Consider the following 15,543-nt stretch of genomic DNA (forward strand, 5'->3'; position numbering starts at 1 on the left):
CTATACCTCTTTTGTTTCACTAACTTTTTTATACCAATATGCAGATTTTTTCGGATAACGTTCCTGGGTTTCAAAATCCACGTAGAACAGACCATAACGTTTGTTATATCCATTAGACCATGAGAACATATCCATTAAAGACCATACAAAATATCCTTTCACATTTGCTCCTTCGTCAATTGCCTTGGCAATCCATTGTAAATGACGTTTGATATAATCGATTCGCGGAGCATCATCGACTGTTCCATTTTCAAAATCGTCTTTATATCCCATTCCATTTTCTGTAATATAGATTGCCTTATAATTTGGATACTGATTTTTGATTCGAATAATCATGTCGTACAGGCCTTCCGGATAAATTAGCCAATCCCAATCTGTTCGATCAATTCCATCTTTGAACATATGCTCACTGATTCCCTTTAATCGATATACAGATGTTCCTTTTGCTCCAGTACCATTATGATGAATTTGGTTTTCTCCATCATATTGCTGTACAAAATGACTCTGATAATAGTTGATTCCAAGGTAATCATTCTTAGATGCAGCTTTCTTCAAAAGTTCCATATCAGAGACTTTTGGTGTAAATGCTTTATTTTCTAAATTATATATAAAATTGATATGTTCTATTGTTTTTGCTGAATAATATCCCAGTAATGTTGCATCTAATAAAAACTGATTTGTCAATGCATCTTCTCTTTCTGCTGCCAGAACATCTCCCGGTTTTTTTTCATCGAATGGATATTTGGTTTCCAGAGAATGAATGATTCCTATCTTTCCTTTATAACCACCCTCTTTGAATGCGATGACTGCTCTTGCATGAGCCATCATCATTCCATGCATAGATTCCACTGCTTTTATAACATCATATTTTTCTCCCGGTGGAAAAGTTCCTGTAATATACTGTCCGGAAGAAACCGGCCAGATCTCGTTGAATGTAAACCAGTAACGGACATCATCTTTATATTCTTCAAAACAGAACTTTGCATATTTTTCAAAGCAATCAATCGTATGAGGATTCAGAAAATCTCCATTTTTGTGCAATTCATTTGGAGTATCAAAATGATGCAGTGTAATAAATGGTTCAACTCCATTTTCTTTGCATTTTTTGAAAAGTGCGTGATAGAAATCTACTCCTTCCTGATTGATTTCTCCCTCCCCTGTCGGGAAGATTCTGGACCATGCAATGGAAATACGGATTCCATTGATTCCAAACTGCTTACAAAGTTCTAAATCTACCGGATATTTATGATAAAAATCACTGGCTGGATCAGGGCTGAACCAGCCCTGTTTCTCCAGATAATCATCCCAAGCAACCCTTCCTTTTCCATGAGTCTTGGATTCTCCTTCACATTGATATGCTGCTGTAGCTCCACCCATGATAAAATTTTCTGGTAATCTCATGATTATTCTTCTCCTTCCAAAATCTTAAACACAAATTTGATTGCTGCTTCCGGATCTCGTGTCAATGAAATATATTGTTTACCTTCACATGCGACACATTTGATTCCCAAACGATCGGTATCTTTTTTCAGATCCTGATAAAAAGATGCCACCTGCGGAGCTAAGACAACAAGATCATAGTCCTGCATGATATCTGTATGTGCTCCATATGCCCCTGCGGCTGCAATCAATGGAATACCTTTTTCTTTTGCAGCTTTTTTCAGAGCATTCGCTAATAATCCTGAAGTTCCTCCACCAGCACACAGTACAAGGATTCTCTTGGATTTTAATGTATTTGCATCCACTTCAATCTGATGTTCCTCTTCTTTTACTTCGTCCATGCCTTTTTCTTTCTCTTCTTCACATTTCTGGATATCGTAAACCTTAAAGAATGGATAATATACAACAAAGTCAAGTACAAGTAATAATACTGCTAAAATCAATACTTTAATTCCCATTCCACATCCCAGGAATAATCCTAATGGACCTGGAGTTGTCCATGGAAGAATATATAAGAAAGAGTTCATTCCAATGACATCAACAAAAATCTTGAACAACCATACATTTAAAATCGGTGTAAAAATAAAAGGTACAAAGAAAACAGGATTTAAAATCAATGGTGCTCCGAACAGGATTGGTTCATTAACTCCAAACAAAACAGGAACAGAAGAGGCTCTTCCAATTGCCTTTAACTCTTTTGATTTTGCAAGGAAGGCAAACATTAATGTGACGACCAAAGTTGCTCCAGTACCACCAAGAGTAGCTACAAACTGCTGCACACCTGGTGTTAAAATATTTGTTGCATGACTTCCTGCCTGATATAACTGCAGATTGTTTGCGATATTTACATAGTAGATTGCAGATACTGCCGGTTCTACAATGGCCGGACCCTGAATACCAACAAACCAGAACATCGCCATAGCTCCATAGATAATTGCAAGTCCAACATATCCATCAGCTGCTGTAAACAGTGGCTGGAATACCTGGATCACTGCCTGAGCAAAACAAATATCAAACTGTTTTCTGAACAAGAAATCAAACACTGTCAGAATAACAACACAGGCTGCAAACGGAATAACATCTTTGAATGTCTGAGAAATATTTGGCGGAACTGCCTCCGGCATTTTAATGGTAATATTTCTTTTGATAAATATTTTATAAATATTCGCTGTAAAGAATGCCACAAGGAATGCTGTCAATAATCCCTTAGATCCCATATATCCGGATGCAAAGCCATCTTTGATAGAATCAACTGCTACGACCATAAATCCGATCATGGAACACATCATAGTAGAAATTGCATTGATCTGATTATCTACCGGCATATCCCTGTTAAAAGATTTGGTCAAATGGTAACATGTTGTTCCTGCTACAACCAGTCCCAATAATCCCATGGAATAGTTATATGGTTTCATTAAAAATGCTTCCACTGTTTTGCTCCAGTAGAATCCAAAAATATTTGGTACATACGCCAAAAGCATAAATATACTTGAGAATAATACGATTGGCATTGCAGAAATAAATCCATCCTTAATTGCTTTTAAGTATCTGTTTCTTGCTACGGCATCAAAGTAAGGTTTTAATTTTTCTATTGATTTGATTAGTTTATTCATAACTTATCCCCTCTTATCTTAATCTCTATAAACGTCAATCAATGTTCCTATGATGTCCTTCAGCAAAAGTGATGTCATTAAATGATCCTGTGCATGTGTCATAATAAATCCCATATTTACAGTTCCCCCATTTGCCTCTTCTTTCATAACGTCCATCTGTGCATCATGGGCATCATTCAGACATTGATTTGCCTGTTCGATCAATTTATCACACTCTTCAAATTGTTTATTTTTTGCTTTTTCCAATGCCAGTAAAAGTTTAGAGCGTGCATCTCCTGAATATGATACGATTTCAAAACTTATCATTGTTAATTCTTCTTTATTCATAAGTTACCTCTTTCTTTTCTATTTCTGTATAATGGAAACAATCGTAGCAATTTCAATTTCATTAATATATATTTGAAACTCTTGTTCCAAAGGTTCTAATAATTTTTTTACTTCACTAACCAGTTCTCCATGCTTCTTAATAATATCTGAAGCAATAAAATTCACTGATGGCATCTGATGATTCTGAATCTTGTCAATGACACATACAATATGAACGATCAGCCCTATTTTCTTGTCCTCATCTAAAAAAATATTCATCGTATATTCTAATCTCTCGATAAATTCCAATAAATATTTTCTCATTTTATCCATATCCATCTGCTGAAACTGCTCTTTCAAATAATCAAAAGCCTCTTCAACACCATCTTCCTTCTCTTGCTGATTACTAAATAATGTCTCAAGTGCAGTAACATTCTGATGATATACGTTTTTTATTTCTGCAAAAGGATACTGAACAAGATTTGGATCATAACTTCCAACAATCCCTATGATATTTCCCATTTCGGATATACGGTTAATCTCGTTATAAAGAAAATTCATATCATCTGTTACTATCGTATGAATATCTGTTTTCTCAGGATTGAAATGGCCTGTTACATATTCCTTCGCATCGTCAGCCTCCTGCTGTTTGTCTGATAATATGATCAAAATGTCTTTTGTACCAGATTTTCTAAAATACTGAAAGTTTTTAAAATTCTCCTGAAGATACTCAAATATTTCATCCAGACTGTATTTTTCTGCCGCCTTATTGCTACCAACAACGCCAAGAAGAGTAATCGGCATTTCCAGAAATTTCACGGAAATACCTGTTTCATTTGCAATAGATTCCCCCATTGTCCGAATAGATCCCATGTCATAAATCAAGATGATTCCTTTTCCCTGATTTATTTCCATCATCTTTTCTTTCAATTCTTCATAAGCAGTATGGATATTTTTTTCCAGTGACAGATCATATGCATATGTCGTCCGCTCATTTGCCATAACATTGATAACTTCTGCAATAGAACTGGCAGAGCTATTTCCATGCATCGCAATTAGAGTAACTACCTTATTATGCTTTTTTTTCACACTTTGAATTAAGAAAAGCATAATGAAGATTATTTCATCAATATTCATATGAATCTGGAATTCCTGCTCAATTTTTCCGACAAAATCCTTGGCAAGCTGATGTTCCCTTGGATAAGTCGTTATAATCTGCTGAATTTCCTCATTGGATATCCTTTGTTTGGCAGAAACATTTACCAGGCATGCATTTACATGAAGACACAATGCACAGAATAATTTTTCCTGAAAATCTGTTTCCAACTCCTGTTGAACATTATTCAGAAATGCTTCCACCTGTTGTATCAGTTTGTCCGATACTACTTTCTTCAACTGTTCCCTGCCCTGGATTTTCCTGGAAAGTTCATCATAGTACTTTTGAAAATCTTCTCTTAATTTTGTTGAAATAATGGTGTTGATCTCTTCCTCACTTATTTGTTGTTCTTTCAACTCCCTTTTTTGAGCATCTATTGATTGATAAATGTTGAAGTTTCCCTGATTTTTCTGATTTTTCAGTACCGTATCCTCGGTAAAAGCATATTTACAATCACTTGTTATCAAAGCATCCACTTCCTCTTTTTTCCCTCTGTAATAAATAATGCCTTTTCGAACATAGTTGGGAAAATCAGAAAGCAGCACTTCAATAAAGCGATTTCTGCTCTGGTAAGACCTTGCATAACAGTTTGCACATCCTGTATGCACATCATTTTTCAGTCCCCTGATATTTCCTTTCACATCATAAAGAAGTAATGCATGAAGAATACTCGAATCTACTTCCAGATTTCTCTTCATCCTTTTTGCTTCCTCATGGAAAAACTTTTTAAGGAGTAAAAACCTTTCCTGTATCTTTCGTTTCTGCAATGATGGAATTTCTATTACAAAATCTGCATTTTCTTTCATTGACTCATATTCTTCCTCTTCCAGGTCTGCCGCAACACTAAGTAATAAAGTCCCTCTGTTTTTTTCAGAAAATACTTGTTTTCTCTCATAGCTATTCAAATATTGTATATTTTCAAGCAGCAACATACCATTTTCTGATTTTGAGAGCAGTCCCCCTTCCTGTGCACTTCCAAATAATACTCTGATCACATATTCTTTGTTTTCCTTGAATGACTTGCAATCAAATGTCATCATTGATTCTCTTTTTTTATCACACCGGATTTTACAGCGAATTGAAAAGCGGTTTCTGCAAAGTATGTAATCCCACTTCCTCTTTCTGCAGTTAAAAGGATGGTTGATTTTCCTTTGGGATATAAAATTGCAGCCTTAATGGATGCTATAGCTTTTTTTAAAGATTGATCATATCCTATAAGATCTTTGAAACAATCACCCTGTACTGTATTCTCATCAGCATACTGATACAAAACCGGACGTCCATTATGCTTGATCAGTTTTCCTTCTTTCACCAGCTGATTTAAAATACTACTTAAGTTTGTTCTTTGCATGTCCAATTTCTGGGATAAAAAGTTTGTGGTGAATCTTGGATACTCATCATGCTTTAAATCAGATGAATATTCCATAATAAATTCATATACCTTTTCTTTTTTATTTTGTTTCATAACAACTCCTATCCTACGCTGTTCTCACCAGCTGCCTATACTATACTTTTTTTCCTTAACCTTCTCAAACGAAAAAAGGCGGATTTTTTTATACACTCTGGCTATTTGAATTCATAGCGTATATTTTTCTTTGCTGATTTTTTATTATTTTATACACTTATTGTATATTTTATGGTTGAATCTGACAAGTGTATAGTTATTTCCTTTATTCAAAAAAACAATTATACACTAATCCACTTTTAAAATTATAATTTTTGCGAACTTACGTTCGAATACTTCTTGTATCTTTATGAAAAATATGTTACAATTTTTAGAACATAGATTCGATTAGCAGCAAGAACGCCGAGGCGTTCTTGAAGAAAGGAAATGATCATGGAGATTACGACACAGGATTTATCCTTGCAGGAAAAACTGAATATTTTAGCCGACGCAGCAAAATATGATGTGGCATGTACCTCCAGCGGCTCTAATCGAAGAGGAAAGAAAGGATCTTTAGGTAACACCGAATCCTGTGGCATTTGTCACAGTTTTTCATCTGATGGCCGTTGTGTATCATTGCTGAAAATTTTACTTAGCAACGAGTGCATCTTCGACTGCAAATACTGTCTGAATCGTTCTAGCAATGACCGTATAAGGACAACCTTCACTCCAGAAGAAATCTGTACCCTTGTCATTGAATTTTACCGCAGAAATTATATCGAAGGACTATTCTTAAGTTCCGGCATCGTTAAAAGTCCAACTTATACCATGGAATTAATGTATCAGGCGGTCTATCTATTAAGAACCAAATACCGCTTCAATGGTTATATTCATGTGAAAGCTATTCCCGGCGCACCAGAAGAACTGATTACCAGTACCGGCTATCTCGTGGATCGAATGAGTGTAAACCTGGAACTGCCAACTATAGAGGGATTGAAAGAACTGGCTCCCCATAAGAATCCCAGAAAACTGATAGAACCTATCCGCCAGATCCAGCACGGCATTACAGAACATCGGCTTTCCGCAGGTAAAGATCCCCAGATGGAACGTTCCTACGGAAACCGCTACCTTAAGCATACAATTTTTCAGGATTCTTGCAGAAAACAGCTGGAATCCCGCAGATCCATTTCTTCATCCGGCAGGAAACTCCTTCCATCCGGAAAACCGGCTCCTTTTGTTCCCGCCGGTCAAAGTACCCAGATGATCATAGGGGCAACCGGAGAAACCGATCTCCAGTTACTGTCTACCACCCAGAAACTATATCAGCAATATGATCTCAAACGGGTTTTTTTCTCTGCATATGTTCCTTTGAATGAAGATTCTGCTCTGCCAGACCTGGAAACCTCTCCTCCACTTCTTCGAGAACATCGACTTTACCAGGCAGACTGGCTCCTTCGCTATTATGGATTCCACGCAGAGGAACTACTGACCATTGATCGTCCAAATTTTAACATTATGCTGGATCCCAAATGCGACTGGGCTCTCAGACATCTGGAACGTTTTCCTGTGGAGGTCAATCGAGCCAGCTATGAAGATATTCTCCGTGTTCCCGGCATTGGTACAAAATCGGCTTATCGGATCATCAAAGCCCGGCGTCAGGGAAATTTAGACTTTGACCACCTGAAAAAAATAGGCGTAGTCTTAAAACGAGCAAAATATTTTATTACATGTAACGGAAAAATGATGTATCGGATTCCCATTGACGAGGATTTTATAACAAGACAGCTAATTGGCGAAGATGCCAGACAAAGCTGGGAGATTGACCATCCACAGACATTCCGTCAGCTTTCTCTTTTTGATGATTTTCATTTTGAATCTGAGGTGACTGTGGAAGACTCCAGAAAATCCATACTTGGACAAATGTAGAAAGGATGTTTTTCATGACAACAATATTTACTTGCCATGACCAATTTGATGATATGATGACCTGCATCTATGATGCCTGGGCTTCCCGTCTGGGACACTCCAATGTGCGTCTGCTAACAGAACCTGTAGGAAATCTTGAATTATTCTGTGAATACAGACACGTTGATGCTGACTCTGATAAAACAACCAGTGTCGTTCACTCCATACAAAAAAAGATTTCTTTCAAAGCTTACCTTATGGTATATCGGGCAGCCATGTCTGATCAACCGGATAAGTTGGATGCCATATACAGATTTTTAGTCGCAGGTTTTCATTATGGAGCAAAAATCACTGATTATCTTAGAGAACCGGTGGTGATGAGAATGTTTGAATTAAACCGTAAAGTTGGAAATGAAGCTCATTATCACAAGGAATTTATCCGTTTTGCCAACATGCAGGGAAATGTTCTTGTGAGCCATATTGAACCTAAAAGTAATGTTCTTACAATCATTGCTCCTCATTTTGCTGATCGAATGCCTTCTGAAAACTGGATGATCATCGATGATAATCGCTACACAGCGGTAGTACATCCCAAAGATCAGGAATATTATCTGACCGCCCTTTCGCAAAAAGAAATGGACCAGCTGTCCCAAGAGACAGATGACCCATTTGTTGACTTATGGAAAGGTTTTTTCCATTCTATAGGTATTAAAGAGCGTTATAATCCAAAATGTCAGAGAAATATGCTGCCACTGTGGTATCGAAAACACATGACGGAATTTCGTTAAATCTGTTTTTTGTATGAAAGAGTTATTTCGATATTTTAATACCAAACAAATATTATTTTCTATTTTTTAATACATACTCTAAAAATGCCTGACATCCCTCTTTTACATCTCTATAAGTTTCGTCAAAATTTCCTGTATACCATGGATCTGCAATGTTTCCCGGATGTCTGGAAAAATCCAGTAGTAAGTGGATTTTTCCTTCCGGATCACTTCCAACCATACGTTTCATATTTTTCAGATTAAAATGATCCATTCCGATCAGATAGTCATATTCTTCATAATCTTGTTTGGTCATCTGCACAGCATAATGTTTTAAAACAGGGATTCCAACTTCCCGCATTTTCTGAACGGTTCCGTAATGCGGTGGATTACCTATTTCTTCTCTGCTGGTTGCCGCTGAGTTTATGTAAAATTGATCTTGTAAGCCACGCTTATTCACCATGTCCTGGAAAACAAACTGAGCCATGGTAGAACGGCAGATGTTGCCGTGGCATACAAATAGTATTTTTATCATTATTTGAACCTCTTTCTTTTTATCACGTTTTATGAATTTTTGTGAGTTTTTCCTTTATTTACGCACTTTCCAAGCATCTTGAATATTTTTTGTCATTTTTCATTTCTTTACAAATCTTCATATAACTTAGCTTCTATCCATGATAAATCCAATGATAAAATATCATACTCTTTTATAATTTATCATCACTGATATCTGCCGTTTTTTTATGCTTCGATCTGTGTAATTTCTTTAACTCTTTTTTTGCATCATCGTATTGCAAATGTGCATATGTATTTAATGTAACACCAATGTCTGAATGTCCCATTAAATACTGCAATGTCTTTGGATTCATCCCTGATTTTGCCATATTACTACAATATGTATGTCTACATACATGCGGTGTTACTTTCGGCATAGGAATTTTATAAATTTTGTTGTACTTTTCCCTGATATGTTGAAAATACTTTTCCCAATGCATCGCAACCATTGGTCGATCATTCTTATCCAAATATAAAAAGCCTTTCTTTCCATCTACAACAAATTCTGTTTTTGGCTTTTTTCTATTGTTAATGATCGTTTCAAAACATTCATACACTTCCTTACTCATTGGAATCATTCGATTTCCATTGTCTGTTTTGGGTTTCTGAATTACATACTGCATTTGATTTGTACGTTGCAATTGATGATCAATCACAATCCTTTTATTTTTTAAATCAATATCATCCATTGTCAAACCACAAAATTCAGAAATTCTCATTCCTGTTTTAAAAAGAATATAAATCCCCTCATAATATCGTTTAAAATGCTTATCATTTTTTACAAACTCCAAAAACTGACGTTCTTGTTTCCTTGTAATGGATTCCCTAGTAACAGAATCATTCACAACAACTGTTGCTAATTGAAATTCAAATGGATTTTTCAATAACAGATCATCGTCTACCGCCATTTGAAATGCAGGTCTTAAGACTCCTCGAATACTATGAATTGAACTATATCCTCTTCCGCCATCTTGTAAACCAATTAACCAAATCTTAGCATCTGATAATTTTACAGTATCAATTCTTCTACTTCCAAATTCGTCTTTCTTTAATATATTTATTACTGTTCTGTATCCCACTTGTGTTGTATATCTTACACCTTTCTTCTGTAAGGTATATTTATCAACCAATTCCAATACAGTCATTCCACTGCCATGATAAGCAATTCCTTGACTCTGTACCTTATTAAGCTCTGCAATTTGATCTCTTAAGGCAACACATTCTCTTTTTCCTTTGGGAAGTCTGTCCGTTCTCTCTAATTTCCAACTATATAGGCATTTTTGTTTTCCAGACACATAATACGTATAACGATAACGCCCATCTTTGCATTGACTCTCTCTATCTCTTAAAATTCTATTTTTGTTGTCTCTTCTTTTCAAACTCATATGAATCTCTCCTTAAATAAAAGAGAGTCTCTGCCATAGTACCTACCCATTATATCATGACAAAGACTCACTTTCTATATTTTAAATGCTTTCCACGCTATCCAAAAATTTTTCAAATTTTTTTCGCTTAATCTGCGTTTTTGCACCATTATGCAAGATAAAATCTGCACCCTCATGATTTTCAACAATCCAACGTAATTTTCCTTGACCAATTCCAAAATATTCTGATGCCTGTGTTATACTCAGCGAATATTTTTCAGAAATAGGGACTATATTCTTTTCCATATGAACCATCACTCCTCTCCAAACAATCATCATTAAATAAATATGCTTTAAAGACTTCTCCATCCTGATTCACAAACATCCCTTGAATATCAGTATCAATCATATCACTAGCATCTATATTATCTAATATGATTTGTGATAATGTTTTCTCTGCTCTTCCACAGATTCTGGCAGAAATATTGTTCTTTATAGCACCATTAATAACATCTACTGATGGTCTTTGAGTCGCAAGCAATAAGTGAATTCCAAATGCTCGACCAAGTCTGGCAATCATACTCAGTTTTCTTTGAATTATCGCAATCTTATTCTTTTCTTCCTTATTGTATCCTGTCGTGTCCATTAATTCTGCGACTTCATCGCATGCGAACACAATATGCTGTAGTTTATTTTCTTCTCGTTCATTATAGATGTCGATATCTTTATATCCTTTACTTCCGAATATTATTTGTCTATCCAATAATTCTTTACAAATACCATCCAGATTGCTTATTACATCTTCAATTGTTGTCACAAAATGGCAATATTTATCCCATTTATACGAAAAATCAACTTTTCCCTTAAAATCAGCAATATATACAGCATAGTCTTTTTTTATACATTGCATCAATAACAACTTCAATAAGTTTGTTTTTCCCGATCCAGTCGAACCGCCTAATAAGATATGTGGATATACATCTAAATCGACAGATATTTGTTTTCCCATACTTTCCCCCAGAATTAAACTATTTCTTGGTGTTAAATATGAATTTTCCCAGTAAATCGGCATACTGTAATCAAATTTTCCTTTCATTCCCTCTATTATAATCTCTGTATTTTTATTGCCAATTTTTATTTTAGAAATCGATATATCTAATGCACTCTCGATCTCTTGTTTTTTATCTTTCCATTTTTCAATTCCTATACCAACAGAATTAAATCTTATTATAAAAAAATTATTATCTGTCATTTTTTGCTCCAAATATATAGGTTCTTCTCGTACCTTATTAACTAATCCTACCATCTGAAATGCTTTTGAATACTTTTCATCAATGAACCACTCGCTCCATTTCATGCAAAAAAATCCTATAACTGGTGCTAGAATATAAATAGTACAAGTCAAAATGAGAATTCCCAATCTATTATTTCATGGTACAATGTAGGTACCGCACTGAAGGAGGATCTCATTATGGCAAAGCACTATGACAAACAATTTAAACTGGATGCAGTCCAGTATTATCATGATCACAGAGACTTAGGACTGCAGGGCTGTGCATCAAATTTAGGAATCAGTCAACAAACATTATCACGTTGGCAAAAGGAGCTACGTGAGACAGGTGATATTGAATGCCGTGGTTCCGGTAATTATGCTTCTGATGAAGCAAAAGAAATCACACGATTAAAACGTGAACTTCGTGATGCACAGGACGCTCTTGATGTACTAAAAAAAGCAATCAACATTCTGGGAAAATGACGGAAGCCATTTATCTCGAAGTTGCTGAGAAGGCAGAAACTGCCCATAAGGCTGGACGCCGGGTTTCTGTCTCCGGAATGTTGAAATATCTCGGCGTTTCCCGTTCTGGTTACTGTGCATGGCTAAAACATGTTCCTTCAAACGCTGAACAGCGTCGTGAAGCGGTAAAAGCCAAAATCAAAGATATTTATAATGAATCAAAACAGAATTACGGTGCCCCAAAGATTACCAAAGAACTGAGGAAATCAGGAGAAGTAATCTCTGAACGTACAGTTGGAAAATACATGAGGCAAATGGGAATTAAAGCACAATGGGTAAAACCATGGACTATTACCACAAAAGATTCTGACTTCAGTAGCGAATTGCAAAATATCCTTGATGAACAGTTTAACCCGGAACGCCCAAATGCTGTCTGGTGTTCTGATATCACATATATCTGGACGATAGACGGATTTGTTTATCTAACCAGTATTATGGATTTATATTCCAGAAAAATCATTGCCTGGACACTTTCTAAAACACTGGAAGTATCCTGCGTGATTGAAACAATAAATAAAGCAAAAGCAAGACGTAAAATCAAAGAACCACTAGTTCTGCATTCAGATCGCGGCAGTCAATATGTATCCAAAGAATACAAAAAAGCGACTGCTGGTATCCAGTGCAGTTATTCAAAAAAAGCTCATCCATGGGATAACGCATGCATCGAATCATTTCATGCATTGATCAAACGTGAATGGCTGAACCGGTTTAAAATCCGAGATTATAATCATGCATATCAATTGGTTTTTGAATATCTGGAAGCATTTTACAATACAAAACGTATTCACAGTCATTGTGACTATATGTCTCCAAATGAGTATGAAAAGTTGTATCGTAAAATCCAGAAAGACGAATTGCAGATGACAAGTTAGGATGAGGAAAAACTCATTTTAACTTGTACTAAATCTTGACATAGGACCAAACAACTAAATTCAATACAATATAGTTGCTTTGATATACCAAACTATCCCATCCTGATATAACATCATTCATTGAATTATGTTGATGGTGCATCTGCACCATCAGCATAACAATTACATAAATGATTATCATTTTTTTCTTTTGTTTCGCCGTACTTATTAATGTTTTACCTCTTTCGTAAATTCTCTTTCTGTTAATATTTTCTCTCACACATTCTCTTTTTTCATTCATCTTTTATACCTCTCCTTTTTATACTCAATTACCTTGCCATCACTATCCAACTCAATAACCTTATCAATTCGCCTCACTAACGCATTCCAAGTTTCTTTGCTGTTAACCTGAACATCTCTGTACTGATCCTCTAATGGTAAATTAGATAGTATATACACTTTCTCGTAACACGCTGTCCGATCCATATATCTAGCAGGAAGTTGCACAGGATATCTGTCCAAATAACATAACATTTCAGAGATGGGTATCTGACTCCTATACTCATCAAACACCAACACTTTTTGCCCACTGTATGCGTCAAAACTAATACTTCCATGTCGATAATTCGTAACTCGACATATCTCATTCAACTTATAATTGTCATAGACTGTCCTTGTTTTTCCCACTCCTGTTTTCCCAAAAATATAGATTGTTTCTATATTTCTCATGCACATTGAGAATTTTTCTCTATTAAAAATCTCCCGCAGATTATCAATATCCTTTCCTTTAAATAAATACTTTTTCTTTTTTGAATAATCTCCAAAGTACTTCGACCTTCGCTTATCATATTCATAATTACTGTTTGATCAGGTGCTTTTTCTTCGTTTTCAGATGGGCATGCTCCACTTTCAAAAAAACTATCCTTTAATGATGTTCTTGACTTTTCACTTTTTTCCCACTTTCCAATTTTCTTAATATAATCTCGATTTTCTTTCGCAGACCCATATGCTCGCTCGATGTGCGCAATCGGAAATCTATTTTTCACTGTTCCAAACCGAATTGGCGCATGTGAAAACAGAAATATATGTACATGTTCTCTTCCTTTTTCAGCTCCAACTTCATGCGCAAAACAAAAATAATTTAATGTTAATTTATTTCTTAAGATATCTTTAAGCATATCATCAGAAATTCCATGTTCCTTTGGAGAATTAATTGTTAGTTGATATTTTCTTGATTGACTTCTACCATCCATTTCTACATCCTTTCTTTAATACTTGCTACATGCTACTTACTTACACACAGGTAATACTAACCTGTGTGCAACGCCAAGGGAAAACCCTTTTCGGCATTTTCCCTTGGCACAGATACAGTTTTAACTCTTAGTCTGCTTAATAGCCTCTGCACTTGCTGAAATATCGTAATCTCCATTTCTCCAGTAAATACGCATGTCCAATTTTTTCCAACTCGTGATCTGGCAATGCAACAACATATCTGTAACCTTCAATATTTTCCGTTTTTTTCCCATCCACATATACATAACAAGCTCTAACATCAACTAATAAAGGATTAGCACCTATTGTCGCATTTGCATCAATCACAACATCTGTAATTTTCATGTATTCTATTACTCCTTCTTATTTTTTTCAACTGATCAATTGATAGCTTAATTATAATCCTTTCTCAAATCAAAAAATTGACCGCTATTAGCGGTCAACTTTTTTAAAATTCTTCATAAACTTCCCTTGCTTCTAGTGCTTTTCTTTTACAATTCATGTAAGTTCCTCTCTTTCCATTCTCTTTATAAATTTTATCAGCCTCTAAAACTAATTTCCCTGCAAAATTCCATTTTTGTTTTTCAGTTAAATTTTTTACACGCTCTCTTGGTATTTCTAATATATCCAATATAACTTTTTCGATACAATCATCATCTTTGTCATACAAACTTTGTCCACACTCATAAAAAAAATCATAACATTCTTCCTTGGTTAACAACAATCCAAGACAAACTTTTATTATTATATCGCTATCCAGTTTTGCTATATTTTTATATTTTCCTTTCAAAAATTTATTAAATGTTTTATAACTTTCAAATCCTGTTCTTTCCATAAAACATTGTTTTGTTTTAACTCGTGGAAGATATTTTAACACTAACGCTTCAAACACCAATGCATACCTGTCTCGTCCCATATCTTTTTGTTTTCCATTCTTAATTTCCTCATAATATTCTTCTACTAATTTTGCATTTCTTACCATTGATTCAATCTCTAATTCAGAAATATTTTTATCGTTTGTTGCCAATATAACAAACAAATTAATGGGCATGGTTTATATACTACTAAACAATTATCAATTAACAACAGCTTTGTTTTTTTATTTTTGTTTATATTTATTGATATCATATATAGC

General features: G+C 35.1%; 18 protein-coding genes. 4 read left to right on the forward strand and 14 right to left on the reverse strand.

The genetic code is table 11. The features are described from left to right. From lacG to BHF70_RS12530, 5 genes are read right to left on the reverse strand one after another with little or no spacing between them, the layout of a single operon-like run. Complete coding sequence (lacG, locus tag BHF70_RS04715; RefSeq protein WP_075759184.1) at positions 1 to 1,401, reverse strand: 6-phospho-beta-galactosidase; 1,401 nt, start codon at positions 1,399 to 1,401, stop codon at positions 1 to 3. A gap of 2 nt (positions 1,402 to 1,403) precedes the next feature. Beyond that, entirely contained in the window at positions 1,404 to 3,053 is a 1,650-nt protein-coding gene (locus BHF70_RS04720; protein ID WP_075759185.1) for a PTS lactose transporter subunit IIBC, read from the reverse strand. 18 nt (positions 3,054 to 3,071) lie between these two features. Next, a complete protein-coding gene (locus BHF70_RS04725; RefSeq protein ID WP_075759186.1) occupies positions 3,072 to 3,380 on the reverse strand; it encodes a PTS lactose/cellobiose transporter subunit IIA in 309 nt (102 codons plus the stop codon). 18 nt (positions 3,381 to 3,398) lie between these two features. Further along, on the reverse strand, positions 3,399 to 5,555 hold the full coding sequence (locus tag BHF70_RS04730; protein ID WP_202816900.1) for a PRD domain-containing protein: 2,157 nt from the start codon (positions 5,553 to 5,555) through the stop codon (positions 3,399 to 3,401). Next, entirely contained in the window at positions 5,552 to 5,980 is a 429-nt protein-coding gene (locus BHF70_RS12530; protein WP_202816901.1) for an RNA polymerase subunit sigma-54, read from the reverse strand. Before BHF70_RS12530 ends, BHF70_RS04730 begins: the two co-directional genes overlap by 4 nt. 372 nt (positions 5,981 to 6,352) lie before the next feature. Here BHF70_RS12530 and BHF70_RS04735 point away from each other — a divergent pair, with 372 nt between their 5' ends. Together BHF70_RS04735 and BHF70_RS04740 are read left to right on the forward strand one after the other, a co-directional pair. Then, the gene (locus tag BHF70_RS04735) at positions 6,353 to 7,825 is read left to right on the forward strand and encodes a putative DNA modification/repair radical SAM protein (protein ID WP_075759187.1); all 1,473 of its coding nucleotides are present in this window, start codon (positions 6,353 to 6,355) and stop codon (positions 7,823 to 7,825) included. Between the two features lie 14 nt (positions 7,826 to 7,839). Further along, entirely contained in the window at positions 7,840 to 8,592 is a 753-nt protein-coding gene (locus BHF70_RS04740; protein WP_075759188.1) for a TIGR03915 family putative DNA repair protein, read from the forward strand. Between the two features lie 52 nt (positions 8,593 to 8,644). On the opposite strand, the gene BHF70_RS04745 is transcribed toward BHF70_RS04740, so the two are convergent. From BHF70_RS04745 to BHF70_RS04760, 4 genes are all read right to left on the reverse strand, one after another. After that, positions 8,645 to 9,106, reverse strand: coding sequence for a low molecular weight protein-tyrosine-phosphatase (locus BHF70_RS04745; protein WP_075759189.1), 462 nt, complete (start codon positions 9,104 to 9,106; stop codon positions 8,645 to 8,647). A 172-nt stretch (positions 9,107 to 9,278) separates the two neighbouring features. Next, positions 9,279 to 10,511, reverse strand: coding sequence for a site-specific integrase (locus tag BHF70_RS04750; protein WP_075759190.1), 1,233 nt, complete (start codon positions 10,509 to 10,511; stop codon positions 9,279 to 9,281). A gap of 81 nt (positions 10,512 to 10,592) precedes the next feature. After that, complete coding sequence (locus BHF70_RS04755) at positions 10,593 to 10,796, reverse strand: excisionase (protein ID WP_075760526.1); 204 nt, start codon at positions 10,794 to 10,796, stop codon at positions 10,593 to 10,595. Further along, positions 10,768 to 11,847, reverse strand: coding sequence for an FtsK/SpoIIIE domain-containing protein (locus tag BHF70_RS04760; RefSeq protein ID WP_075759191.1), 1,080 nt, complete (start codon positions 11,845 to 11,847; stop codon positions 10,768 to 10,770). The genes BHF70_RS04755 and BHF70_RS04760 overlap by 29 nt, the downstream gene beginning before the upstream one ends. 114 nt (positions 11,848 to 11,961) lie before the next feature. Between BHF70_RS04760 and BHF70_RS04765 the strand changes: the two genes are divergently transcribed. Both BHF70_RS04765 and BHF70_RS04770 read left to right on the forward strand, forming a co-directional pair. Then, positions 11,962 to 12,246 carry a transposase gene (locus BHF70_RS04765; protein WP_192846098.1) on the forward strand — a complete coding sequence of 95 codons (285 nt, stop codon included), beginning with the start codon at positions 11,962 to 11,964 and terminating at the stop codon, positions 12,244 to 12,246. Further along, entirely contained in the window at positions 12,243 to 13,157 is a 915-nt protein-coding gene (locus BHF70_RS04770) for an IS3 family transposase (protein ID WP_075759193.1), read from the forward strand. Before BHF70_RS04765 ends, BHF70_RS04770 begins: the two co-directional genes overlap by 4 nt. Positions 13,158 to 13,185: 28 nt before the next feature. Here the strand turns inward: BHF70_RS04770 and BHF70_RS04775 are convergent, their stop codons facing one another. From BHF70_RS04775 to BHF70_RS04795, 5 genes are all read right to left on the reverse strand, one after another. Continuing rightward, the gene (locus BHF70_RS04775) at positions 13,186 to 13,437 is read right to left on the reverse strand and encodes a hypothetical protein (RefSeq protein ID WP_075759194.1); all 252 of its coding nucleotides are present in this window, start codon (positions 13,435 to 13,437) and stop codon (positions 13,186 to 13,188) included. Beyond that, the gene (locus BHF70_RS13100; RefSeq protein ID WP_143249368.1) at positions 13,434 to 13,871 is read right to left on the reverse strand and encodes a hypothetical protein; all 438 of its coding nucleotides are present in this window, start codon (positions 13,869 to 13,871) and stop codon (positions 13,434 to 13,436) included. The genes BHF70_RS04775 and BHF70_RS13100 overlap by 4 nt, the downstream gene beginning before the upstream one ends. Next, on the reverse strand, positions 13,862 to 14,389 hold the full coding sequence (locus tag BHF70_RS04785; RefSeq protein WP_075759196.1) for a hypothetical protein: 528 nt from the start codon (positions 14,387 to 14,389) through the stop codon (positions 13,862 to 13,864). Before BHF70_RS04785 ends, BHF70_RS13100 begins: the two co-directional genes overlap by 10 nt. Before the next feature lie 136 nt (positions 14,390 to 14,525). Beyond that, on the reverse strand, positions 14,526 to 14,753 hold the full coding sequence (locus BHF70_RS04790; protein ID WP_075759197.1) for a hypothetical protein: 228 nt from the start codon (positions 14,751 to 14,753) through the stop codon (positions 14,526 to 14,528). Between the two features lie 103 nt (positions 14,754 to 14,856). Then, the gene (locus tag BHF70_RS04795) at positions 14,857 to 15,459 is read right to left on the reverse strand and encodes a hypothetical protein (RefSeq protein ID WP_143249369.1); all 603 of its coding nucleotides are present in this window, start codon (positions 15,457 to 15,459) and stop codon (positions 14,857 to 14,859) included. Positions 15,460 to 15,543 lie beyond the last annotated feature (84 nt).

The organism is Anaerostipes sp. 494a (assembly GCF_001940315.1).
Lineage (GTDB): Bacteria > Bacillota > Clostridia > Lachnospirales > Lachnospiraceae > Anaerostipes > Anaerostipes faecalis.